A 24,623-nucleotide genomic window follows, 5' to 3' on the forward strand; every position below is an offset into this window, starting at 1 on the left:
GGCGGCACGCTGACGCTGACGCTGAACGCCTCGGGTGCGAACCCGGCGACGGAAGGTGTGGACTACAAGGCAGCGACGTTCCAGTACAGCCTGGACAATGGCGTGACCTGGCAGAACGCGGTTGAAGGCACGGCCTTCGCGGTGAATGCGGGTGACAGCCAGGTGCTGGTGAAGACGGACACGTTCGACGACACGATTTTTGACCCGAACGAAACCTTCACACTGGGTGCCATCCTGGGCAGTGCCGGTGCAAACTACAGCGATACGGCGATTGCCACGATCGTCGATAACGATGTGACCATCACTACCAGTGCCGCGACGGTTTCGGAAGAAGGTTTGCCTGGCGGCAACCCGGATACCATCGGTAGCCCGGATACCACGAATTCAGCGACCTACAGCGGTTCGATGAACATCGAAGGGCCGGGGCCGCTGAGCATTTCCTTCAACGCACCGACCAATCTCACTTCCGGTGGTGATCCGGTCACCTGGACTACTTCGACAGTGGCTGGCGCAACGGTTCTGAGCGGTTCCGCCGGCGGTCAGGAGGTTCTGACGCTGACGATGCAGAGCAACGGCAACTACCAGGTTGAACTCAAGGGCCCCCTGGATCATTCAGGTGTCAATGTTGAGGATGCACTGTCTCTCAATATCGGCGTTACGGTCAGCAATGGATCCGACAGCAAGACCTCGAACCTGACGGTTCAGGTTGAAGATGATTCCCCGGTTGCCGGCACGCTGGTCCAGGACGTTGCCGTTACCCAGAACACCAATGTGATGATCGTTCTGGATAACTCCGGCAGTATGGATGGCACCCGTCTGACCCTGGCCAAGGCGGCGTTGGTCAATCTGATCAACACCTACGACGGTTATGGTGAGGTTGCGGTACAACTGGTGACCTTCTCGACCACTGCCAGCAGCTCCAGCCCGGTCTGGGTCAGTGCGAAGGACGCCATCGACCTGATCAACTCGGTTGTTGCTAATGGCTGGACCAACTACGATGCGGCACTTGCCCAGGCCATGGCCTCGTGGAGCAATGAAGGCAAGTTGACCAGCGTGCCGGCGGGTGGAACCCTGCAGAACGTGGTTTACTTCCTGACCGACGGTGAGCCGAACTACAACGACGGTAATACTTCTGCGCTGGTCAATAGCGGTGCCTCGAGCGGTGGAGCCGATGCGGGTATCCAGGCGGCAGAAGAAGCCATCTGGACGAACTTCCTGGCAGCCAATGGCATCAACTCGATTGCCATCGGCGTCGGTTCGGGTATCAGCACTGACGCGATGACGCGTATCAACCCTGTTGCCTACAACGGCACGACCGGGACGAATACCAATGCCATCCAGGTGCTCAATGAAAACAATCTGTCGGCCGTGTTGCAATCGACGGCGATTCCGAGCAGTTCCGGCAATCTCCTGAGTGGTGCAACGCCAGGTGCCGTTGGTGCCGATGGCGGTTACATCAGCATCATCTCCATCGGTGCTGTCGGTGATCGGAGCACATATACCTGGAATCGTACGACCAACACCATCAGTGCTGCCAACGACGCCGGTGCGACCAACACCTATGCCTGGGATGCGGCAACGCATACCCTGACCGTCACGACGGAGCAGGGCGGGACCTTTGTCATCGACATGGATACCGGTGATTACACCTACCGTCCGTCGGCAACGATGGTCGGTACAGCTCAGGAAGTCGTCGGGTTCACGCTGGTTGATGCCGACGGTGACCAGGGGAATGGTCAATTGACGATGAATGTGTCGCGCAATGCCGGTGGCGAAATCACGGGTAGCGCTTCGGCTGAGACGCTGAACGGTACCGCAGGCAACGACATCATCAACGGCATGGCCGGTGACGACATCATTTCCGGCTTTGACGGTGATGACAAGCTGTCGGGTGGTGCCGGCAACGACACCCTGTCGGGTGGTGCCGGCAACGACATCCTCTACGGTGGTGCCGGCAATGACACGCTTAACGGTGGCGATGGCAACGACACGCTCTGGGGTGGCGCTGGCAGTGACACTCTGACGGGTGGCCTGGGTGCAGATACGTTTGCCTGGGGGCTTGCCGATGCTGGTAGTGTGTCCTCGCCAGCGGTCGATACCATCACCGACTTCGGCACGGCCAGCTTTGCCAGCGGTGGCGATCGTCTGGATCTGCGCGACCTGCTGCAGGGCTCGGCAACCACGGCTGATGCCCTCGACAACTTCCTGCACTTCCAGTATTCGGGTGGCAATACGACGATCTACGTCAGCGCCAGTGGTTCCTTCAGCAACAACAATGCCGCTTCTGGCCTGCCCAGCAACGTCAACAACAACGACGTCCAGCAGATCATCCTCAATGGCGTCAATCTGGTAGGTAGCAGCAGCACCGATCAGCAGGTCATCCAGAACCTGCTGACCCAGGGCAAGCTGGTGGTTGACTGATTCCTGCGGTCGACAGCAAAAAGGGGCGGATTTCTTCCGCCCCTTTTTTTACGTCCGCGAAAATCAGGCGGAATAGCTGCGCAGGCGTTCCAGGCTGGGGATTTCGATGTCACGTCCCTTGACGACGATCAGCCGGTCTTCGACCAGTTCGTGCAGGATGCGCGAAAAATGTTCCTGGGTCAGGTTCAGGCGGGAGGCGACGACGCCCTTGGTGGTCGCCAGGGAAACCGTGGCCGAGTCGCTCGGTGTCGTACACGGCGGGAGTTCGCGCAGCAGGTAGGTGATGATGCGTTCCTTGCCCGAGTGCAGCGAATAGCCTTCCATGTCGTTCATCAACTGGTGCAGGCGCATTGCCATGCTGGCGAGCATCTTGCGCGCGAGTTTGGGGTCGTTTTCCAGTTCTTCGTAGAGTGCCACCTTAGAGATGTGTAGCATCTGCGAATCGGCCAGTGCCTGGGCGAAGACGATGTAGGGCGTATCCATGAACATGATCGCTTCGCCGAAAGTCTGTCCCGGCTGGATGATCTCGACGACCTTTTCGTTACCCTGGGCGGAGGTGAAGGCCAGTTTGATCTGGCCAGACAGCAACAGATGAAACCCCTGGTTCGGATCGCCCTTGTGGAACAGGATGTCGCCCTTGGCGGCGCGGATTTCCCTGGTGCCGCGGGCAATGCGGGCAATTTCGTCCTGTGACATGCTGGAGAACAGGGGCAGGCGGCCGATCAGGGCGGCAATGTCCAGGCTGGATGGAGTGGTCATGACAAGCTCTTTCAAATTGGACGAGACATGTTGTCACCTGCAGCCCGCCACCGGCAATACCTCTTAATGCTTACGTACTGCTGTTGCCTTTCATTTTCCGGTACAGCGTTTGCCGGCTGATGCCGAGTTGCCGGGCAGCAGCGCTGAGGTTGCCGTCGTGGCTGGCGATGGCTTGCTGGATCGCAGCCAGCGAAAGTTCGGCAAGATTCTGCTGCTTGCGGTCGACGCTGCCGGCAGGCGGATTTTCCGGCGGTTGCTGCAGTGCTGCGATCAGATCGTCCGGCAGATGCGCCCAGTCGATGCGCGTTTCGCCCGGATCGAGCATGGCGCAGGCAGTGCGCAGCACGCTGGCGAGCTGGCGCAGGTTGCCCGGCCAGGCATAGGTGGACAGGCGGTGCTGCAGCGCCGGAGTGATTGCCGGCGGGGCTTCGGGGAACAGGTCGTTGAGCAGCTTGTCGCACAGCGCGGCAAAATCGTTGCGTTCACGCAGCGCCGGCAGTTGCAGGGTCAGGCCGTTGAGCCGGTAATAGAGGTCGCTGCGGAACTGGCCGCTGGCGCAGGCGGCCGGCAGGTCGCGGTGGGTGGCGCAAATCAGCGAAAAATGGACGTCGACCGCAGTACCGCCGCCGAGTGCCGTCACCTTGCGTTCCTGCAGCACGCGCAACAGGCGGGTTTGCATGGTCAGCGGCATGTCGCCGATTTCGTCGAGGAACAACGTACCGCCTTCGGCTTCGCGCAGGCGACCGATGTAACCTTCCTTGCGGGCGCCGGTGAAGGCACCGGGCAGGTAGCCGAAAAGCTCGGCCTCGATCAGGTTTTCCGGCAGCGCCGCACAGTTGATGGCGATGAAAGGACCGTCGCGCTGTGGCGACGACTCGTGCACGGCGCGGGCAAACAATTCCTTGCCGACGCCGGACTCGCCACTGAGCAGCAACGGGATGTCCTTGCCGACGATGCGCCGGGCCTTGGCGGCGGCGGTGCGCCAGCGGGCATCGCCGGTATCGAGCGCAGCCAGTGCGTCGGCGTGCGCGTCGGCGGTCGTGGAGGGCGTCGACAGCACGCGTGGCTCGTGACCATCGACGCGGGCGTAGAGGACGCTGCCGTCGTGGCGGCGCAGGCTCAGCGTCTGCTGCGGTCGACGCCGGGTTTGCGCAAGAATATCCTCAAGCCGGGTGTCGACCGTACGAAACAGGGGCGTGCCGCCGATATCGGCGGTGGCGAGGCCGAGCATGCGCAAGGCGTTGCGGTTGGCGCCGACGATCCAGCCGTCCTCGGCAACGGCGACGATGCCTTCGGCGACGGTACCGATGCCGGCCGGATCAGGGTGGATGTACAGGCGCAGGTGGCGGCGGCAGGCGTCGGAAACCAGCCGGTTCTCGATCATCCGGGCGGCGGTGTTGACCAGGCCCAGAGTGTGCGGATGGTGGCTGCGCTGATCGCCGGAGATGTCGAGAATGCCCAGCAGTTCGCCGGTTGCCGAGACGATGGGTGCGGCGGCGCAGGTCAGGAAACCGTTGCGTTCAAGAAAATGCTCGGCACCGTGAATCTCGACCCCGGCCGCCTCGGCAAGCGCAGTGCCGATGGCATTGGTGCCGCGCCGGCGCTCGTCCCAGCAGGCCCCGGACATCAGGGCCACGCGTTCGGCCTTGCCGAGGAAGTCGGGGTCGCCCAGGGTATGCATCAGCACGCCGCGGTTGTCGGCGAGGATGACCATGCTGTGACTGTGCCGGACCTGCTCGAACAGGTATTCCATGATCGGCCGGGAATGGTTGAGCAGGTCGTGGTTGCGCCCGAGTGCCCGGCCCAGTTCGCTGGCCGACAGATTGTCCGGCGTCGCCAGCCGGCCGGTCGGCGACAGACCGGCTGCCAGGCTGCGCCGCCATGAGCGGGCCAGGCGTTCGTCGATCGCCGCATCGGGAAAGTCGCCGCCTTCCAGCAGCTTGAGCCGGGCCTGCCGCAACAGCGGTGCCGGAACGGGGGAATTCGCGCGCATCGGGTTTGTCTCCTCGCCGGGTCAATGCCCGGCTTTTCGACGAGTATAGGGTGCCGCGAACGGGATGCAAGACTTCCGGCCGGATTCGCCGTGCACTGTTCCAAATTGTGACAGTCGTTGCGTCCTGCAACGTTCCACTGCCTTGTTGCGGTCGACGGCAAAAAACAAAGCATTTCTAATTCAATGGCTTGTGAACCTGGCACGCAGCTTGTTAATGACTTGTTGCCATCAGGCAACTGATTCACTCATTCGTAATAACAAAGGAGACGAGATGATCTACGCAGCCCCCGGCACCGCTGGTGCAAAAATCGCCTACAAGGCCAAGTACGAGAACTTCATCAACGGTCAGTGGACGGCCCCGGTCAAGGGCCAGTACTTCGACGTGGTGACGCCGGTCAACGGCAAGGTTTACACCCAGGTTGCCCGGTCGACCGCAGAAGACATCGAACTGGCGCTCGACGCCGCCCACGCCGCCTTCCCGAAGTGGGGCAAGACCGATGCCGCGACGCGTTCGAACATCCTGCTGAAGATCGCCGACCGCCTCGAAGCCAACCTCGAACTGCTCGCCTACGCCGAGACCGTCGACAACGGCAAGCCGATCCGCGAAACGCTGAACGCCGACATTCCGCTCGCCGTCGACCACTTCCGCTACTTCGCCGGCTGCCTGCGCTCGCAGGAAGGCGGCATCTCGGAAATCGACGAGAACACCATGGCCTATCACATCCATGAGCCGCTCGGTGTCGTCGGCCAGATCATCCCGTGGAACTTCCCGATCCTGATGGCCGCCTGGAAGCTCGCACCGGCACTCGGTGCCGGCAACTGCGTCGTCTTGAAGCCGGCCGAATCGACGCCGATCTCGATCCTGATCCTGATGGACCTGATCGCCGACCTGCTGCCGCCGGGCGTGCTCAACATCGTCAACGGCTACGGCCGCGAAGCCGGCATGCCGCTGGCGACCAGCAAGCGCATCGCCAAGATCGCCTTCACCGGCTCCACCGCCACCGGTCGCGTGATCGCCCAGGCCGCTGCCAACAACCTGATTCCGGCGACGCTGGAACTGGGCGGCAAGTCCCCCAACATCTTCTTCGCCGACGTCATGGACAAGGACGACGGCTTCCTCGACAAGGCCATCGAAGGCCTGGTGCTGTTCGCCTTCAACCAGGGCGAAGTGTGTACCTGTCCGAGCCGCGCCCTGATCCAGGAATCGATCTACGAGAAGTTCATGGAACGTTGCCTGGCCCGGGTCGCCGCGATCAAGCAGGGCTCGCCGCTCGACACCGAAACGATGATGGGCGCGCAGGCGTCGCAGATCCAGATGGACAAGATCGAGTCCTACCTGAAACTGGGCAAGGAAGAAGGCGCCGAAGTGCTGATCGGCGGCGAACGCGCCCAGCTCGACGGTGATCTGGGTGGTGGCTACTACATTCAGCCGACGCTGTTCAAGGGCCACAACAAGATGCGCATCTTCCAGGAAGAAATCTTCGGGCCGGTACTCGCCGTCACCACCTTCAAGGACGAAGCCGAAGCCCTGGCCATCGCCAACGACACGCAGTACGGTCTCGGCGCCGGCGTCTGGAGCCGCAACGGCAACGTCGCCTACCGCATGGGCCGCGCCATCCAGGCCGGCCGCGTGTGGACCAACTGCTACCACGCCTACCCGGCGCATGCTGCCTTCGGCGGCTACAAGGAATCCGGCATCGGCCGCGAGACCCACAAGGTCATGCTCGACCACTACCAGCAGACCAAGAACCTGCTGGTCTCCTACGCCGAACAGAAGCTCGGCTTCTTCTGATCCGCTTCAAGCTTTATCTCTGCGCGCCCTAGCGGGCTTCAGGGGGGCTTCTGCCCCCCGTTTTTTTCGGAGAAAACCATGGTTGACCGCGTAACTGCCACGCCGGCAGCGCTGACACTGATCGAGCAACTGCAGGTCCAGTTCGGCAGCAAACTGATGTTCTACCAATCCGGCGGCTGCTGCGACAACAGCAGCCCCAACTGCTACCTGCCGGGCGAACTGACCATCGGTCCTTACGATCGCCATCTCGGCGACATCGGCGGCGTGCCGTTCTACATCAGCGCAGCGCAGTACGAATACTGGCAGCACACGCAACTGATCATTGATGCGGTCGACGGGCAGGGCGGCACTTTTTCGCTGGAAAGCGGCAGCGGCAAATGCTTCCTGACCCGCTCGCGGCTGTTCGACGACAGCGAACTGGCGCAATTGCAGGGCAGCTGAGTGCACCCGGCGGTATACTGCGGCCTTCTTCAATCCGGATGCATTTCATGGCCGCCAACGATACCTCCAGCATGGCGCTTTTCTGCGACTTCGAAAACGTCGCACTCGGCGTGCGCGACGCGCAGTACGAGAAATTCGATATCCGCCCGGTGCTCGAGCGTCTGCTCGCCAAGGGCAGCATCGTCGTCAAGAAAGCCTATTGCGACTGGGATCGCTACAAGGCCTTCAAGGCACCGATGCATGAAGCCAATTTCGAACTGATCGAAATCCCGCATGTGCGTCAGTCGGGCAAGAATTCCGCCGACATCCGCATGGTCGTCGACGCGCTTGACCTCTGCTACACCAAGGCGCACGTCGATACCTTCGTGATCATTTCCGGCGATTCCGATTTTTCGCCGCTGGTCTCGAAGCTGCGCGAGAACGCCAAGAAAGTCATCGGCGTCGGCGTCAAGCAGTCGTGTTCCGACCTGCTGGTGACCAATTGCGACGAGTTCATCTACTACGACGACCTGGTGCGCGAGCGCGAGGCCGCCGGTCGTTCCGGGCAGCGGCGCGAGCGCGAGAAGCGTTCGCCGGAAGAGGAAGCCCGCCGGCGCGAGAAGCTGGAAGAGCGCAAGAGCAAGGCGGTCGATCTGGTTGCCGCGACCTTCGCCGACCTGATGGCCGACCGTGGCGAAGCCGAACGGACCTGGGCTTCGGTGCTCAAGGAAGTGGTCAAGCGGCGCAATCCGGGTTTCAGCGAGAGCTATTACGGCTTTCGCACCTTCGGCAACCTGCTCGAAGAAGCTGCCAGCCGCGGTTTGCTGGCCATCGGTCGCGACGAAAAGTCCGGTAACTACGTGACTCGCGCCCGCCCGCATGACGGCGAAGTCCAGGCTGGCGAGCCGACGCTTGCGGTCGACCTGCCGGAAAATGAAAAAACCGTCGCTGAATCAACGGCGCCGGTGCCTGTCGCCGCTACCGAAGAGAAGTCGGCAGGACGTCGTCGCGGTGGTCGGCGTACGCGCAAGGATGGCCGGGAAAGTGCCGAGAAGGCAGTCGTCGAGGTGCTTGCCGAGGTGCCGGAAGCAGTGCCGGCGCCGGTCGACGAAGCCGTGATCGCTCCGGTCGTTGCCGAAGTCGCCGAGACCAGGGAAAAGCCGCGGCGCAGCAACCGCCGGCCGCGCAAGACGGCCGAAGCGGCAGTCGCGCCGGCCGAGGTCGCAGTCACGCCGCCGGCGGCCGATGTTGCGGTCGACGCTCCGGTCAGCGAGAAAAAGCCGGCCAAGAAGGCGACGCGCAGCCGCAAACCGAAGAAAACCGAAGAAAAGTCCGAAGGCAGCGCCGGCTAGATCACGCGCAGCAGCAGGGTGCGAAGTTCCTCCGCCCGGCGGCGGCCTTCGCGCGTCTGTACGACGGCGTGAAACCACGGGTCGAACTGCAGGCGCAGTTCCTCGTGGCTCTTTGCCGCATAGGCCGCTTCGACGATATGCAGGTGGGCAAAGGGGCCGCAGAAGGTCTTCAGTGTGTTCTGGATGAAGTTGCGGGCCAGCTCCATGTCCTTCGCGTTCACCGCATCGACCGGCCGGAAGGCGGTGATCGACGGCAGCGGGCCGTCCGGCGCGGGCTGGGTCGCACCGGCCGCGTCCTTCAGCCCGGCTACCTCGATGAAGCCTGATTCCTCCAGCAGGCCCAGCGTGTGCTGCAGGTCGTCCGACAGCAGCATTTCGCGCAATTCATCGACGGTGCGCTTGCCGTCCACCATGATCAATACGCGTCGCTGACGCGGGGTCAGGCCGCCGGTCTTGGCCGTCAGCTCTTCCTGGCCTTTCGGTGTCTTGGCGAAAATCACGCCCATGCTTTGTCTCCGTTGCGGTTTTTAAAAATTGTGCAACGGATTGTACAGAAAAAGAAAAACCCGCCAACAGGCGGGTTCCTTTCAAACCGGGTTCGACTGACGGGTCAGGCGGCGGCTTGTACCGGGATCTTGTGACCGCGACGGACGATGCGGTTCTGCGAATCAACGTAGATCAGATCCGGCTCGTGACGGGCCAGTTCGACTTCGTTGTATACGGCAAAGGTGGCGATGATCAGGATGTCGCCCGGGGCAGCGCGGCGGGCAGCCGAGCCGTTGACCGAAATGACGCCGGAACCACGCTCGGCACGGATCGCATAGGTGGTGAAACGCTCGCCGTTGTTGACGTTCCAGATGTCGATCTGTTCGTATTCCTTGATGTTGGCTGCTTCGAGCAGGTCTTCATCAATCGCGCACGAACCTTCGTAGTGCAGATCGGCGTGCGTTGCCGTCACGCGGTGCAGCTTGGATTTCAACATGGTTCTCTGCATGGTTTCACTCATCCAGAAAGTTGGGGGAAGCGAATTTTAACGGCATTGGACTGTGTGTCAACGATCTTTTTTTGCCCGTCAAAACCGCGTTAAACCTCAATATTGTCGATCAGCCGGGTGGCACCGAGCCGGCTGGCGGCAAGAATGACCAGCCGGGCATCGGCGACAGCGGGGACGGACAGGTCGGATTGTTGTCGCACCGCAACATAATCGGTCTTCCAGCCATTTGCGGTCAACCCGGCAATGGCCGCATTTTCCAGCGCCGCGAAGTCGCGGTTGCCGTTACGGATGGCATCGCGGATTTCGTTGAGCAGGCGGTACAGGCGCGGTGCCTCGGCGCGTTCGGCGGGGCCCAGGTAGCCGTTGCGCGACGACAGCGCCAGACCGTCGTCGGCGCGCACGGTTTCACCGCCGATGATGTCGATCGGCAGCGCCAGCTGGCGGGTCATGTTGCGGATCACCATCAGCTGCTGGTAATCCTTCTTGCCGAACAGCGCGGCTTGCGGCTGCACGATGTTGAACAGCTTGAGGACGATGGTCGCGACGCCGCGGAAATGGCCGGGGCGGAACTCGCCGTCGAGCACGTTCTGGATCGCCGGCGGTTCGACGATGTATTCCTGCGGCTCGGGGTAGAGGTCGGCCTCGGTCGGCGCGAACAGCACGTCAACGCCGGCAGCGGCGAGTTTGTCGCAATCGGCCTGGAAGGTCCGCGGGTATTTGTCGAAATCCTCGTTCGGCCCGAACTGCAGGCGATTGACGAAGATGCTGGCAACCACGGTGTCGCCGTGGGCGCGCGCCTGTTCCATCAGGCTGATGTGGCCGGCGTGCAGGTTGCCCATGGTCGGCACGAAAACGATGCGGCCGCGCCCCTTGAGCGCCGCGCGCAGATCGGCGATGCAGGAATGGATGTGCATGGTCTCAGGCGGAATAGGTATGTTCGGGACCGGGGTAGCTGCCGTCCTTGACGGCGGCAACGGCGCGGCAGGCGGCGTCGTGGATGCTGCTGGCGCCGTCCATGAAGTTCTTGACGAACTTGGCCTTCTTGCCCGGCGGAATGTCGAAGGCGTCGTGCAGCACCATGACCTGGCCGGAACAGTCCTTGCCGGCACCGATGCCGATGGTGATGATGTTCAGCGCCGCCGTGACTTCGCTGGCCAGCGTTGCCGGAATGGCTTCGAGGACGATCATCGTCGCGCCGGCGTCCTGCAGGGCCTGCGCATCGTCAAGTAGCTTGCGTGCGGCGGCATCGCCTTTGCCCTGGACCTTGTAGCCGCCGAGCACATGTACCGATTGCGGCGTCAGGCCGACGTGCGCACAGACCGGAATGCCGCGATGGACGAGGAAGTCCACGGTTGCCGCCATCTCGGCGCCGCCTTCGAGCTTGACCATCTGGGCGCCGGCAGCCATCAGCACGACGGCGCTGCGGAAAGCCTGTTCGGGCGATTCCTGGTAGCTGCCGAAAGGCATGTCGGCGATGATGAAGGCCTGGTCGGCGCCGCGCTTGACGGCGGCGGTATGGTAGGCGATGTCGGCGACGGTGACCGGCAGCGTCGTGTCGTGGCCCTGGATGACGTTGCCCAGCGAATCGCCGATCAGCAGGCATTCAACGCCGGCACCGTCGAGCAGACGGGCGAAACTGGCGTCGTAGCAGGTGAACATGGCAATTTTCTCGCCGGCACTGTAGCGCTTGGCGAGGTCGGCCTGGGTCAGGCGGCGGGTGATGCTTTGAGCAGACATGGGCGTCCCGTGGCGTTGTTGACGGCGCCAAGGATACACAGCGGCGCCGAAGTGGCAAGCGTTAAATCAAAGCCGGCAGATTCCCTGGTTGGCAACGGCCGGCAGCCAGGCGGCGAGGCTGCCGCGACCGGGAATCGCCAGATCCGGCGCCAGGTCGGCCAGCGGCTGCAGCACGAAGGCGCGCAGATGCAGGCGCGGGTGCGGCAGCGTCAGGCGCGGTGTTGCCAGCGTCAGGTCGTCATAGAGCAGGATGTCGAGGTCAAGCGTGCGCGGGCCGTTGCGCTCGGCGCGGACGCGGCCGAAGGCCTGTTCGATGGCGAGCAGCGCGTCGAGCAGGGCTTCCGGCGCCAGCGTCGTGTCGATCAGGGCGGCGGCGTTGACGAACTCAGGCTGCTCGGCGATGCCGACCGGCGCCGTACGGTACAGCGCCGAAGTCGCCAGCAGGCGGCTTTGCGGCAACTGGTCGAGGGCGGCAAAAGCGGCGTTGACGGTAGCCGCCGGGTCGCCGAGATTGGCGCCCAGGGCGATGTAGGCGAGGCTCATGCGTCGCTGGCTTGGGGCGCGCCGTTGGCCGGCTTTTTCCGGCGCCGGCGCTTTTTCTTGTCGCCAGCGGCTTCCGGAATCAGCATTTCGGCGCGCTTGTCGCCTTCGGCGTTCTGGAAGTGCGTCCACCAGTCGGCGACTTCCGTGTCGATTTCGCCGGCCTGCGCGCGCAGCAGCAGGAAATCGTAGCCGGCGCGGAAGCGCGGCTGTTCGAGCAGCGCGTACGGGCGTTTGCCAGCGCGTTGTTCAAAACGCGGCTGCAGCGCCCAGATGTCCTTGATGTCGCCGGCGATGCGGCGGGTGATCGCGAGCTTTTCACCCTGCACGTCGAGGACCGTGTCCATCGCCTGGAACAGCGCCGGAATCTTTGCTTCGCCCTTGGCCTTCATCTTGTCCCAGTGCGCCAGCACTTCGTGCCAGAGCAGCGTCGCGAACAGGAAGCCGGGCGAGGTGCCCTTGCCGCGGCGGACGCGCTCGTCGGTGTTGGCCAGCGCGGCCATGACGAATTTTTCGCCCATCGGCTGTTCGAGAATGACGTCGAGCATCGGCAGCAAGCCGTGGTGCAGGCCCTCGTCGCGCAGTTGCGTGATGCACTTGACCGAATGACCCGAGGTCAGCAGCTTCAGCATTTCGTCGAACAGGCGCGCGGCGGGAACGTTTTCCAGCAGTTCGGCCATCTCGCGGATCGGCTTCTTCGCCTCCGGGTCGATGGCCAGGCCGAGCTTGGCGGCGAGGCGGACGGCGCGCAGCATGCGCACCGGGTCCTCGCGGTAGCGTGCGCGCGGCTCGCCGATCATGCGCAGGGTGCGGGCTTTCAGGTCGCCGACGCCGTGGTGGTAGTCGATGACGGTTTCGGTCGTCGGATCGTAGTACAGCGCGTTGGCGGTGAAATCGCGGCGGGCAGCGTCTTCGGCCTGCGAGCCGAAAACGTTGTCGTGCAGCACGCGGCCGTGTTCGTCGGTTTTCGTGTTGGCATCGAGCGTGCCACGGAAGGTGGTGACCTCCAGGGTTTCCTGGCCCATCATCACATGCACGATCTGGAAACGGCGACCGATGATGCGCGAACGGCGGAAGGCGCGGCGCACTTCTTCCGGCGTGGCATCGGTGGCGATGTCGAAATCCTTCGGGTCGGCGCCGATCAGCAGGTCGCGTACGGCGCCGCCGACGACGTAGGCCTTGAAGCCCTCGGCCTGCAGGGTTTCGCAGGTGCGCCGGCTGCCGCTGGAGAGGCGGTCGCGGGTAATGCCGTGGCTGGATACCGGGATGATGGCCGGTTCGTTGCTGCCGGAACGGGACTTTTTACCGCTGAAAACGCGGGAGATGAATTTGCGGATCACAGGTTCCTGAGGGTCAAGCGCACGATGCGCTGCGAAAAGAGGCGGATTTTACCGCAAAGTGATGATTTTCCAGCCCATTTCCAGCGCATGGGCACGCAGTTTGTCATCCGGGTCGACGGCCACCGGGGTTTTGACGTGTTTCATCAGCGGCAGATCGTTGTGCGAATCGCTGTAGAAGTAGCTGTTGTCGAAGCTGCCCCACCACAGGCCGAGGGCTTCCAGCCATTGTTCGACGCGGACGATCTTGCCGGCCTGGAACGACGGCGTGCCGGTCGATGTGCCGAAAAATGCCCCGTCCTTGACGTCGACCGCAGGAATCGTCCCGATCAGGTGGTGGATGCCGAATTCGCGGACGATCGGGCCGGTGACGAAGCTGTTGGTGGCGGTGACGACAACGCACAGGTCGCCGGCGTCCAGATGGCTGCGGACCAGCGTGCGGGCCTGGTCGCTGATGATCGGGCGGATGTGGCGTTCCATGTATTCGCGGTGCCAGTTGTCCAACTCCGCACGCGGGTGGCGGGTCAGCGGCGCCAGCTGGAATTCGAGGAAGGCGTCGATGTCGAGCGTGCCGGCCTTGTAATGCTCGTAGAACTCGACGTTCTTCGCTTCCTGGATTTCGCGGTCGACGACGCCCCGGGAGATCAGGAATTGCGCCCACTCAAAGTCGGAGTCGCCGGCGAGGAGGGTGTTGTCGAGGTCGAAGAGGGCCAGGTTCATGTCGGGCTTTCCAGGGTCAGCAGTTCACGGAGCAGCGGCAGCGTGACGGCCCGCTTGTGCTCCAGGGTGTAGTGGTCGAGGGCGACGATCAGCGCCGACAGCGTGCGCATGTTGCGCGGCGCGTGGCGCATCAGGTAATCGATGGCTTCGGGCGTCAGCTTCAATGCCCGCTCTTTCGCCTGGGCCGCCAGGGCGGCGGCCTTTTCGGCGTCGGACAGCGGTTGCAAGCGGTAGATCAGTCCCGAGCCGAGGCGGGTGCGCAGGTCCTCGCGCAGCGCCAGGTGCTGCGGCGGTTGCAGCGTCGCGGCCAGCAGCCGTTCGCCGCCGGCCTTGAGCTGGTTGAACAGCGCGAACAGTGCGATCTGACCATCGGCGTCGAGCGCCTCGACGTTATCGACTGCCAGTGCCGTGTCAGCGGTGATGCCGGCAAGGCCGGGATTGGCCGCGGCATCGACGTAGTGGAAGCCGCTCGCCTGCAACAGGTGCGATTTGCCGCAACCGGCCTCGCCGTGCAGGCAGAACGCCGTGTCCTGCGGTTCGCCGGCCAGCCAGCCGGTGAACACCGCCAGCGCTTCCGCGTTGGCGCCGGGCACGAAGTTGTCCAGCGTCGGCGGACTGTCCGGCAGCAGGTCGAGGGTCAGTTGGCGCATGGCGGCTTTACTGCCAGCTGACCAGACCGTAATTCTTCTTGCCGCGGCGCAGGATGGTGAAGCGGCCGTAGAGCAGCTCGTCGCCACTGACGACGTGATCGAGCGCCTCAATCTTGTTGCCGTTGATGCTGACGCTGCCGCTCTGGATGAAGGTGCGCGCTTCCGACTTCGACTTGGCCAGGCCGGCGGCGACCAGTGCGTCGATCAGGCCGGCGTTGGCTTGGTCGATCTGGACGCCGGGCATGCCGTCCTGGGCCAGTTGTTCGAGGTCGTTTTCGGTCAGATCGGCGAGTTGACCGGAGAACAGGCATTCAGTGATGCGCCGTGCCGCCATCAGCGCGACTTCGCCATGCACCAGGCGGGTCGCTTCCTCGGCCAGGATGCGCTGGGCTTCCGGCTTGCCGCCGCTGGCCTGATCCGCCGCTTCGATGGCATTGATGCGGTCGACCGGCAAAAAGGTGAAGAATTTGAGGAACTTGTACACGTCGGCATCGGCCGTGTTCAGCCAGAACTGGTAGAAGGCGTAGGGCGAGGTCTTCTTCGGATCGAGCCAGATGGCGCCGGATTCGGTCTTGCCGAACTTGGTGCCGTCGGCCTTGGTGATCAGCGGCAGGGTCAGGCCGTAGACCTGCTTCTGGTGCAGGCGGCGGGTCAGGTCGGTGCCGGCGACGATGTTGCCCCACTGGTCGGAACCGCCGATCTGCAGCACGCAGCCGTGGCGCTTGTACAGTTCGGCAAAGTCGTAGCCCTGCAGCAGGCTGTAGGAGAACTCGGTGTAGGAAATGCCCTGGTCTTCGCGGGTCAGGCGCTGCTGCACGGATTCCTTCTTGATCATCGCGTTGACCGAGAAATGCTTGCCGATGTCGCGCAGGAATTCGAGGCAGTTCATGCCGCCGAACCAGTCGTAATTGTTGGCCATGATCGCCGGATTGGCGCCTTCGAAATTCAGGAAGGGCGTGACCTGGTCGCGGATCTTGCCTACCCACGAGGCGATTACGTCGGGCGTGTTGAGCTTGCGTTCGGTGGCCTTGAAGCTCGGGTCGCCGATCATACCGGTGGCGCCGCCGACCAGCGCAATAGGCTTGTGGCCGGCTTCCTGGAAGCGCTTCAGGATCAGCACCGGCACCAGGTGGCCGAGGTGCAGGCTGTCCGCCGTCGGGTCGAAGCCGCAATAGAGCGTTACCGATTCCTCAGTCAGCAGTTTGTCGAGCGCCGAGGCGTCGGTGATCTGGGCGATCAGGCCGCGCTCGTGCAGATCCTGGATGAGGGGGGACTGGTACATGGCAAAACTCTCCACTGGGACAGGCGACCGCTGCAAATCGCGGGCGCCGAAAAATTCGGACCCGCGATTTTAGCAGAGGCCGGCGGTGCTTCAGCGACGTGACGATGTCAAATTGGTGACGACGACAGCCCTGTCAAGCGGCGCGCGCTCGCCGCCAGCGTTTCCGGCGCAATTTCGCCCCGTTCCAGCAGCTGCGCGGCCGCGAAGATCGCCCGGTAGACCTGGCGCGGATCGTAGCTGACCAGCACCAGGTCGACGCCAGCGCCCAGCGCCTCGCTGGCGACCTTGCCGATGCCGAGGTTGTACACCGCACCCATGTTCAGGTCGTCGGTGACCAGCACGCCGTCGTAGCCCCAGTCGCTGCGCAGCAGCCGGATGACGGCCGGCGAGTGCGAGGCAGCGCGCTGCGGGTCGAGCGCGTCCAGCGTGACGTGGCCGAGCATCAACGCGCTGCCGGCGTGGCCGGCCAGTGTGCGGAAGGGCAGCCAGTCGGCGGCCAGTTCGGCCGGCGTCTCGCTCAACCGGGCCGGGTGCAGGTGCGTGTCACGGTCGACCCGCCCCAAACCGGGAAAATGCTTCAGCGTGCCGCGCACGCCGCTGGCGGCGAGGCCGTCGAGGTAGCCGGCGGCGACTTCGGCGACGCCTTCCGGATCGCTGCCGATGGCGCGCGCCGGGATGTCGCTGAACATGTCGCCGGCCGGTCGGTCGGCTGGGCGCAGGTCGACCACCGGGCCGAAGTTGAGCGTCACGCCGAGCCCGGCCAGCGCGCCGCCCTGGCGTTCGCCGTAGGCCTGCGCGGCAATGCCGGGGTCGGGCTGATCGACCACGCCGGCCAGCGGCGGCAGACGTTCGAGTAATGGCGACAGGTGATTGACCCAGCCGCCTTCCTGGTCGGCGGCGACGATCAGCGGCGGCAGGCCGACCCGGGCGCGTACCGCCTGCAGGTTGGCGATCTCGGCGCGCACCTCGGCCAGGCTGCGCCCGCGCACGTTGCGCCGGCCGACGTAGATGCCGCCGATCAGCCCCTTGGCCGCCAGCTCGCGGACTTCCTCGACATCGGTGTAGCCGACGACGAAATGCCGGCCGACCTCGCGCATCGCCGGCCCGGCGGCGAGCACCGCGTCGCGCTGCCGGTGATAGTCCAGCGCCTGCCAGCCGAGCAGCAGCCCGACACCGAGCAGCAGCACCCGGGCAATGCCCGGCAGCCGCCGCCAGCAGAGCAGGCCGAGCAGCGGCAGGCCCAAGAGCAGCGCGCTTTCGCCGTGGCGCAGGCTGAACAGCAACGGGTGCTGGTAATGCCAGGCCGAGGGCAGCAGCGCCAGCGGCCAGAGATTCGCCGCCAGCGTCGCCGCGCCGCGACCGAACGCGGTGCCGGCCGGCATCAGGCGTCCTCCGCCTTGCGGCCGAGGCCGTACCAGTCCAGCCGCCGCGTCGCCAGCATGGTCGCGCCGAGCGCCGCGAAGAGCAGCAGGCTGCCCATCAGCAGCGCGTTGTCTTCCGAGCGCAGCACGCCGAAGAGCACGCCGTAAAGCCCGCTCAGCCCGGCGCCGAAAGCCGCGCCTTGGCGCCAGCCGCCGAGCGCGCCGGCCAGGTACCAGCCGATCAGCACGATGCAGGCCGCCGCCGACAGGCCGTAAGCCGTGGCGAAAGGCATGTGCTCCGAGAATGCGATCAGCAGCAGGAAGAAAATCGCCAGCGCCAGCCCGACCAGCAGGTATTGCAGCGGATGGATCGGCGCCCGGCGCAGGATCTCGGTGAGGAAGAAGCCGGCAAAGGTGAGCACGATGAACAGCACGCCGTACTTCACCGCGCGCTCCGACTGCAGATAGACGTTGACCGGGTTGATGAAGTCGATGGCCAGCGCCTCGCCGCTGTTCGGGTTGAGCGCGTTGTCGAAATTGCGGGCGAGGTGGGAGACCTCCCAGCGGGCGTTGAAACCGTCGGCACCGACGCTGCGCTCGCGGGGCAGGAAACGGCCGCCGAAATTCGGATGCGGCCAGGCCGACTTCAGCGCGATGCGGTTGCTCTCGCCGACCGGCGCGATGGCCAGGCGCGTGGTGCCGGTCAGGTGCAGCGGAAAGCTGACGGCGAAATCATGGGGCTTGCCCGCCTCGATGCGCCCGAGTGCTACGGTCAACGGCTGCAAAGGCATGATTTCCGGATCAACCTTGCCGCTGGCGAAGCGATGACGCTGGCCGTTGATCGTCACCTCCGGATCGCTGGCCACGCCGCGCGGATCGGACAGGCCGACGACCAGCGTCGCCTGCAGATCGAGCAGTTCGGCATCGCCGCTCGGTGTCGGCGCGTTGAAACGGAAGCGGCCGGCCACCTGACTGTCGAGGTGGAACAGCCGCGCCTGGTAGATACCGCGCTGGCGCGTCTCGACCTTGGCCTCGCCCTCGATGCTCAGCGACTCCGGCGCCACCAGCCGCCGATGCTCGACCACCCGCGTGCTCTCGGTGATCTTGCCGGTCTCCGGCGCCACCCGTGTCTCGCGCAGCCGCTCGCGGTAACGCAGCACGACGATCGGCCCGATCAGCGTCTGCGCCCCGGCCGAACTCTCGGCGATGTTCTGCTGCACCTCATGCTGCCGCTGGCTGCGCTCGCGAATCTGCCCCTCGATCAGCGCCAGTGGTATCAGCAGAAGAATCGACATCGTGACGATGGCGACGATCTTGTAAAGCAGTTTCCTGTCCATGATTGACTCCCTGTTGAATGACGGGAGCGAGTCTGGATGGGGCGGGTGAGGTGGTTATGAGGCTATGTGAAGTGGGAGTGAAGTGGGGAAAAACGCCCTATTCGTCGTTTTCGATACGATTAAAAATGCTACAGCTACGCAAGATTTCTGTGCCGTCAACGTGCCCAACAATTACTGTTTCAGTATCTTCATCCCAATTGTCTTGATTACCCCATGCGTAGATTAGCGCCGATATGTATCCGGTTTTTATCGACCAAAGCATAGATTCTGGCTCTCCGGATATTATTTCTTCTGTCCAAGAAGAACTTCTCAAATAGCTATGATTTGATTCAAATAAATATTCTTCAGCGGAGAATGATTTGAACTCACTTTCTCGAACATCATCGTCGCCTTCGTAGGTTACTTCTCCTTGGTGAATAACGAATTCTTTTGTGTTTAATAAGTAATCCTGTAGTTGCTTTTGGGTTACGGGATTTCCGCCAAGAGTTCCTACGATTAGGTTGTGTGTGGACGCACCATATTCTGCCAGTGCTGCGCTTAAAGCGAGGTTTAGGCCGCCGTTGTTTAATAGCTCATTTTTTTGCTGTTCGGCCCATCTTTGTAAATATAACTTTTCGATTTTTGGAATTGCGGATTGACGTGATAGGTCTTTTTGAGGTGCTGATTGGATAATCCCAGTTATTCCGTCAATATATCCTGCAAATATTCCTTTTGTAACACCAAGTGCGGATTTTGAACGGTATTTTTCAATGACTGCACATCGGCCAATTACTTCATTGGTTTTGTCTTTGGCATCTGTTAGTTTTAGCCAGCTGTGATGGCGTTTCATATTGTCGTCGGCGTAACTAAATGGATATAAGCGTCTCATTAACTCTAATGTGGGTAATTTTTTCCAGTCGTTAGCTTTAACGGCAATTTTCCTAGAGCCTTGTTCTTTGATGACTATGTCAATGTCGATCGCTGGTGACAGATGTGCCACGGTCTGATCTATCGTAAGTATTCCGTCTTTTCCCCACGGGACGGACTCTTTTATGCCAAGTTTTTCCTTTTTCTCTGGTGTCAGAAAAACTGATACACATGTTCCGGATTTCTTTAGTTTTTCGGATTTGTTTGGCGCGCGGAGCAATGGACGGCTTCTCGTTCCAGAATTAAATTCGAGCAACCATCCGTTATCGTTTTCATCGTCTTTGGCTTCGCAGCGCTTTGTGCATACACGAACTTGGTCGCTGAGCATAAATACTGAGAAAAATCCGATGCCAAATTGTCCAACAGCCTCGAAGTCGCTGGATGCTAAGCCGCTCCACTCACTTTTTATTTCGTCGCTGCGCCAAAGCGAATGCCCGAAATCAAGGAGGACTTCCGTCAATACGTAGCGGCTCATGCCAATGCCATTGTCGGTGATGTGTAGCCAATGTCCTCCGTCGGTATCTTCGACGCAAACTTCAATTTCGCCTTCGTTATTATTCAGATATCCAAGACTGCGAGCAGCGTGAATGGCATCGCGGGCATTCTGTATCAATTCGCGCAGTGCCAACCAGGGTTTATCGCCATAGAGTTTTTCTCCTCCGAAACGCTCTACAACAGATTGAATATTACTGATACGTAGCGAGCTATCGATTGGATACCAGCCATCCGTGGCCACGAACCGAGCAAAACTCTCCGGACTACGGCTACCAGCAATTTCTTTTGCTGCAAGGCGTTGACCGCGAAAATCTCTTAGCAGCGCATCGCTAGCAGAAAGCTCTTTATCGGCTAGACAAGCTGCGTCATAGGCCTGCCACCAAGCGGCTTGCTGGCTGATTTTGAATGGACTACCTGTGATGCGGAGTTCTTCGCGTTCCTTGTCGCAATGAATCTGATGGAGTTTGGATTGAAACTGCCAATGGATTGCCGAAACACCTTCAGGTCGATTGAGTAGCATCAGAAAACGTGGGGCACGGCGAGCGTCGAGATGGCATGCGTCAGCCACGCGCAAAAGGATGGCTAGCTTGAGTGGATCAATAGTCCAATTGGCCGGTGCGAGACAGGTTGGCGCAGCGCGTACAGTTTTACCGAAACTTTCTAATTGGTGGGGGTGAAACCAATGGCTCTCCGCGATTTGACCAATCAAGTCGCCATAGGCGTTACGTAGTTCGTCGTCTGGAAAAAGGCTGGCTTCGGTACCGTCACTGTCTTTCCATTTTGCGAAGACGAGTTCTTTGGCTTGTTTGGGATGGAGTGCGCGCAAGGTATCGAACAGCACTCCCTGAAACTCGTCGCTGCCGGGGAGTAAGCCCTCAGGGGCAAGTCCACGGCGTGCCGCTGCATCACGCCATTCGTCGAGTTTCTTTAGTTCGTCTAGTCCGCCAGGGTAAGCGGCACGACAGTGTGCGGCATCGTGAAGTAGAAAAGCGCCACCCAGCACCAGTGCTTCTGCTGGGTTCAAAGGGTAGTCCGGACCGGCAATTTCCGAGGCTACTTCCCAAAGGGCATCGACGTGTGTGATGTCGTGCAGTGTCAGGTTAGGCAGTTCCTTCTGTATTTGTTGCAGCAGTAGCGCGACCCGTTCACGAAAACGTTCATGGGCTTCGATGATTCGTTTTCTTTGTGCAACGTGATCGCTAGCGCTGTCGGGAAATGCGGTTTGCCAGAGGCTGCTTCGGCGATAGGAGGCTTCCATGCTGCGGACCAGTTTTGTTCTTCGAAGAAGCAATTATTACCGCAAATCTGATGCTGTTTGTGTCCTGCGATACCAAATCACTATGCACTTCGGCTGTTGAGGGAAATTCCACTCGTTTTGCCACGCCTGGGCAACTTATTCCTTTGGTGGCGGCAACGTACCCGATTGTTGAACCAGCTTCTTCTCTTCTGCCTTTACCCGCCGCTCCAACTTTTTGATGTCTTCTTCCGCCGGTAATTGTTCCGGCTTGATGCCGCGCTGGCCGAGCATGTCGCGGACGCTTTCGTTGTTTTGCACATGCTCGCGGGTGATTGCCCGTTCGCCTTGCAGGTTGTCCTGGTTGACGTTGTGATTGGTTATTTCGGTCGCCAGATTCTTGGCGGCGATGGTCAGGGTCGGGAGAAAGTCGGCCAGCGGGCGGGTCTTGGTGATGCCGAAACGGTCTTTCATGGCCTGGGTGGTGTGGCCACCGAAGAGTGCTGCGTCGCCTTGGGAGCGGATGCGGCCGAAGCCGGCATCGTCGACGCCGCGTTCGTAGATGTTCTGGGACAGCGTCTTTTCCGATTCGCGCAGGCGTTCTCGGGCATCGAGCCGGGCTTGCAGGCGCATGCGGTCTTCGATCAGTTCCTGCTTGCGGGTCTGGATTGCGAAGTAGCTTTGGGCAAAGGCGATGGCTTCCTTGCGCGGGTCGCCGTTCTGGGCGATCAGATAGCAGGCGTAGCGGGTGAGCATGAAGTCGTCGATTTGCCGCTCGGCGCCGCTGCCAAGTTTGACCATTTTCGTGACGCCACGAAAATGGTCGCCGATGGCATAACCCGTGGTGTCGCAGGAATCCATGGCGCGGTTGATGGCGGTCTGGAAGTTTTCCCAGCGCGCGTAGCCAAGCGGTTCCATCAGGTCGCGGGCAAACCAGAATTCGATGTCTTCTTCCGGGGTGCGCTGGCTCAGGGCGTCGAACTGGTTCTTGAGTAGTTGGATGGCGCCGGATTGCATGGTGGTTCCCCGTAAAATCGCTGGAAAGCGATCATGTTATTTGAATAATCCGGCGCCGCGAAGCGTTCTGGTTTGACCGTCAGCCACGTGCCAAAGCCAGCCGCGCTTCACCGCCACCCTCCGGATGATTCGCAAACCCCGCTTCGCCGCCATGCAGCCGTGCCACCTCCCGCACCAACGCCAGCCCCAGGCCGGTGCTCTTCTTCCCGGTCGCCGGGCGGGGCAGGGAGTAGAAGCGGTTGAAGAGTTGCGCCAGGGCGTAGTCGGGGGCACCGGCGCCGTGGTCGCGGAGGCGGATTTCGGCTAATTCTGCGGTCGACCGCAGAATTAGCGCGATTTCGCCGCCGTCGGGCGAGAACTCGATGGCGTTGTCGAGCAGGTTGAGGATGGCCTGGCGGAGCAGGAAGGCGTCGCCGTTGATGTTGATGCCGGATTCGGCGTCGATGACGCAATTCAGATTGCGGGCGGCGAGCGCCAGTTGGCGGTCGGCGACGGCGGTTTTGAGCAGTTCGGCGAGGTCGACCGCAACATTGGCGCCGGGCGCCTGCAGTTGTTCGACGCGGGCGAGTTGCAGCATGCGCTCGATGATGTCGCGCAGGCGGCCGGCCTGTTCGCCGATGCTGGCGGCGAAGCGGCGGCGGTCGGCTTCCGGGAGTTCGTCTTCGAGGATTTCGGCGGCGCCGATCACCGCCGTCAGCGGGCTTTTCATCTCGTGCGCCAGGTTCTGCACGTAGCGTTCGACGTACTGCTTGCCTTCGAGCTTTTCGCGCATGGTCGCCAGCGCCTGCGCCAGTTCGGAGAGTTGGCGGCCGCCGCCGCTCGGCGGCTCGGCATTGCGTCCCTCGCTGACGGCGCGGGCGTAGTCGCGCAGGCGGTGGATCGACCAGCTGAGCCAGGCGGTAAACACCAGGCCAATCACCGCCGTCGCCAGCAGCAGCGTCAGGCCGGAGGCGCGCACGCGGTTGGTGGCGCGCTCGACGAAGGGAGCGATCGAGGTCATTGGCTTGGCCAGTGAGACGACGCCGATCAACTGGCCGTCGCGGCGTACCGGCGCGGCGACGTGCATGACCGAGGTGCTCGGGTCGTTCGGGTCGATCCGGCTCTGGCGGGCGCCGTATTCGCCGCGCAGCACGCGGGCGACGTCGTTCCATTTCGAGAAATCCTTGCCCTGCGCCTGCCCGGCCGAGTCGTAGACGACGATGCCACGTGCGTCGGTGAGGGTGATGCGCAGGTCGACGCTGTCCTTCTTGATGCCATAAATTTCGGCGTCCGGGTGACGCTGCAGCGCGGCGCCGACGGCCGTGGCGAAGGCGCCGTCGTTGATGCGCCCGGCGGCGAGTTCGCCGGCCGCCAGTTCGGCGAGCAGGTTGGCGCTGTCGACCAGGCTTTCCTCGGTGGCCTGGCGGATGCTCGGCTCGCTCTCCTTGACGAAGGTGTACAACACGAACCAGGCGGCCAGCCCGACCACCAGGAAATAGCCGAAAAACAGGCGGACCGAGATGTTCACGCTCAGGCCGCCAGGCTGTAGCCGAGGCCGCGATGGGTGAGGATGACCTCGTCGTCGCGCACTGCGCGCAGCTTGCCGCGCAGCGTCTTGATGTGGGTGTCGACGGTGCGCTCCAGGCTTTCGCCGTCGTCCTGCCAGACCGCCGCCATGATCTGCGGGCGGCTCAGGATGCGTCCCGGGCGTTCGAGCAGCAGCGCCAGCAGCAGGTATTCGTAGCGGGTCAGCGCCAGCCAGTGGCCGTGGTAGGCGATGCGCAGGCCGTCGCGGTCGACGGCGAATCTGGCCGTTTTTTCAGGTTGACCGCGCGATTCGCCGTTAGCGTGCAGGCGGCGCAGGATGGCGCGTACCCGCGAGGCGACTTCGCGCGGGCTGAACGGTTTGGTCACGTAGTCGTCACCGCCGAGTTCGAGGCCGACGATGCGGTCGACCTCGTCGGAACGGGCGGTGAGGAACAGCACCGGCAGGTCGGAATCGCGGCGCAGCGCCCGGCAGACGTCGAAACCGGTGATGTCGGGCAGGCCGACGTCGAGGACGACGAAATCGATGCCACCGCGCTGCAGCCGCGCCAGCGCCTCGCCGCCCAGCATGCAGCACTCGGTGGCAAAGCCCTCGGCACGCAGCGCGTAACTCAGCGTATCGGCGATGGCCGGTTCGTCGTCGACGATCAGGATGTTCATGATGGCGGCAATGATAAGCCAGGCGGTGCCGGAAAAAGTTGCCCGGAATGCGCGTCGACCGCAGGATTTTTCATTGTTGTGTCCGGAACTTA

At 62.4% G+C, this 24,623-nt stretch carries 21 protein-coding genes; 4 read left to right on the forward strand and 17 right to left on the reverse strand.

Translation table 11 applies throughout. The features are described from left to right. On the forward strand, positions 1 to 2,421 hold a 2,421-nt coding region (locus tag BJN45_RS18200; protein WP_139326373.1), incomplete at its 5' end, for a type I secretion C-terminal target domain-containing protein. Positions 2,422 to 2,484: 63 nt separating this feature from the next. Here BJN45_RS18200 and BJN45_RS16285 read toward each other — a convergent pair. Together BJN45_RS16285 and BJN45_RS16290 are read right to left on the reverse strand one after the other, a co-directional pair. After that, entirely contained in the window at positions 2,485 to 3,180 is a 696-nt protein-coding gene (locus BJN45_RS16285) for a Crp/Fnr family transcriptional regulator (RefSeq protein WP_076097179.1), read from the reverse strand. Between the two features lie 70 nt (positions 3,181 to 3,250). Continuing rightward, complete coding sequence (locus BJN45_RS16290) at positions 3,251 to 5,173, reverse strand: sigma-54-dependent Fis family transcriptional regulator (RefSeq protein WP_076097181.1); 1,923 nt, start codon at positions 5,171 to 5,173, stop codon at positions 3,251 to 3,253. Between the two features lie 271 nt (positions 5,174 to 5,444). Here BJN45_RS16290 and exaC point away from each other — a divergent pair, with 271 nt between their 5' ends. From exaC to BJN45_RS16305, 3 genes are all read left to right on the forward strand, one after another. Next, on the forward strand, positions 5,445 to 6,965 hold the full coding sequence (gene exaC / locus BJN45_RS16295; RefSeq protein ID WP_076095303.1) for an acetaldehyde dehydrogenase ExaC: 1,521 nt from the start codon (positions 5,445 to 5,447) through the stop codon (positions 6,963 to 6,965). A gap of 78 nt (positions 6,966 to 7,043) precedes the next feature. Then, on the forward strand, positions 7,044 to 7,406 hold the full coding sequence (locus BJN45_RS16300; protein ID WP_076097183.1) for a DUF779 domain-containing protein: 363 nt from the start codon (positions 7,044 to 7,046) through the stop codon (positions 7,404 to 7,406). 47 nt (positions 7,407 to 7,453) lie between these two features. Further along, on the forward strand, positions 7,454 to 8,737 hold the full coding sequence (locus BJN45_RS16305; RefSeq protein WP_076097384.1) for an NYN domain-containing protein: 1,284 nt from the start codon (positions 7,454 to 7,456) through the stop codon (positions 8,735 to 8,737). On the opposite strand, the gene BJN45_RS16310 is transcribed toward BJN45_RS16305, so the two are convergent. The 15 genes from BJN45_RS16310 to creB form a co-directional block, all read right to left on the reverse strand. Beyond that, positions 8,734 to 9,243 (reverse strand): hypothetical protein, encoded by a 510-nt coding sequence (locus tag BJN45_RS16310; RefSeq protein WP_076097185.1) that lies wholly within the window; start codon positions 9,241 to 9,243, stop codon positions 8,734 to 8,736. The two genes, BJN45_RS16305 and BJN45_RS16310, sit on opposite strands and share 4 nt — an antisense overlap. A 104-nt stretch (positions 9,244 to 9,347) precedes the next feature. After that, positions 9,348 to 9,719 (reverse strand): aspartate 1-decarboxylase, encoded by a 372-nt coding sequence (panD, locus tag BJN45_RS16315; protein WP_276205219.1) that lies wholly within the window; start codon positions 9,717 to 9,719, stop codon positions 9,348 to 9,350. 101 nt (positions 9,720 to 9,820) lie between these two features. Next, the gene (gene panC, locus BJN45_RS16320) at positions 9,821 to 10,645 is read right to left on the reverse strand and encodes a pantoate--beta-alanine ligase (protein ID WP_076097186.1); all 825 of its coding nucleotides are present in this window, start codon (positions 10,643 to 10,645) and stop codon (positions 9,821 to 9,823) included. A gap of 4 nt (positions 10,646 to 10,649) precedes the next feature. Continuing rightward, positions 10,650 to 11,468, reverse strand: coding sequence for a 3-methyl-2-oxobutanoate hydroxymethyltransferase (panB, locus tag BJN45_RS16325; protein WP_076097189.1), 819 nt, complete (start codon positions 11,466 to 11,468; stop codon positions 10,650 to 10,652). A 66-nt stretch (positions 11,469 to 11,534) separates the two neighbouring features. After that, a complete protein-coding gene (gene folK / locus BJN45_RS16330) occupies positions 11,535 to 12,011 on the reverse strand; it encodes a 2-amino-4-hydroxy-6-hydroxymethyldihydropteridine diphosphokinase (RefSeq protein ID WP_076097191.1) in 477 nt (158 codons plus the stop codon). Beyond that, positions 12,008 to 13,348, reverse strand: coding sequence for a polynucleotide adenylyltransferase PcnB (gene pcnB, locus BJN45_RS16335; protein WP_076097193.1), 1,341 nt, complete (start codon positions 13,346 to 13,348; stop codon positions 12,008 to 12,010). Before pcnB ends, folK begins: the two co-directional genes overlap by 4 nt. A gap of 48 nt (positions 13,349 to 13,396) precedes the next feature. Continuing rightward, a complete protein-coding gene (locus tag BJN45_RS16340; protein WP_076097195.1) occupies positions 13,397 to 14,065 on the reverse strand; it encodes an HAD family hydrolase in 669 nt (222 codons plus the stop codon). Continuing rightward, on the reverse strand, positions 14,062 to 14,715 hold the full coding sequence (gene hda / locus BJN45_RS16345) for a DnaA regulatory inactivator Hda (protein WP_076097197.1): 654 nt from the start codon (positions 14,713 to 14,715) through the stop codon (positions 14,062 to 14,064). The genes BJN45_RS16340 and hda overlap by 4 nt, the downstream gene beginning before the upstream one ends. A 7-nt stretch (positions 14,716 to 14,722) precedes the next feature. Next, positions 14,723 to 15,997: a tyrosine--tRNA ligase gene (tyrS, locus tag BJN45_RS16350; RefSeq protein ID WP_076097199.1), complete on the reverse strand. Its 1,275-nt coding sequence runs from the start codon at positions 15,995 to 15,997 to the stop codon at positions 14,723 to 14,725. A gap of 107 nt (positions 15,998 to 16,104) precedes the next feature. Next, on the reverse strand, positions 16,105 to 17,379 hold the full coding sequence (locus BJN45_RS16355) for a glycoside hydrolase family 3 N-terminal domain-containing protein (RefSeq protein WP_076097200.1): 1,275 nt from the start codon (positions 17,377 to 17,379) through the stop codon (positions 16,105 to 16,107). Beyond that, positions 17,379 to 18,695 (reverse strand): cell envelope integrity protein CreD, encoded by a 1,317-nt coding sequence (creD, locus tag BJN45_RS16360; protein ID WP_076097202.1) that lies wholly within the window; start codon positions 18,693 to 18,695, stop codon positions 17,379 to 17,381. The genes BJN45_RS16355 and creD overlap by 1 nt, the downstream gene beginning before the upstream one ends. A gap of 97 nt (positions 18,696 to 18,792) precedes the next feature. Next, positions 18,793 to 21,354 (reverse strand): HD domain-containing protein, encoded by a 2,562-nt coding sequence (locus tag BJN45_RS16365; RefSeq protein WP_076097203.1) that lies wholly within the window; start codon positions 21,352 to 21,354, stop codon positions 18,793 to 18,795. A 135-nt stretch (positions 21,355 to 21,489) separates the two neighbouring features. Further along, positions 21,490 to 22,347, reverse strand: a complete 858-nt coding sequence (gene dinD / locus BJN45_RS16370) for a DNA damage-inducible protein D (protein ID WP_076097205.1) — start codon at positions 22,345 to 22,347, stop codon at positions 21,490 to 21,492. 79 nt (positions 22,348 to 22,426) lie between these two features. Next, positions 22,427 to 23,854 carry a two-component system sensor histidine kinase CreC gene (creC, locus tag BJN45_RS16375; protein ID WP_076097207.1) on the reverse strand — a complete coding sequence of 476 codons (1,428 nt, stop codon included), beginning with the start codon at positions 23,852 to 23,854 and terminating at the stop codon, positions 22,427 to 22,429. Between the two features lie 2 nt (positions 23,855 to 23,856). Beyond that, a complete protein-coding gene (creB, locus tag BJN45_RS16380; RefSeq protein ID WP_076097388.1) occupies positions 23,857 to 24,531 on the reverse strand; it encodes a two-component system response regulator CreB in 675 nt (224 codons plus the stop codon). Positions 24,532 to 24,623 lie beyond the last annotated feature (92 nt).

The sequence above is a fragment of the Azonexus hydrophilus genome (assembly GCF_001956855.1).
Lineage (GTDB): Bacteria > Pseudomonadota > Gammaproteobacteria > Burkholderiales > Rhodocyclaceae > Azonexus > Azonexus hydrophilus_A.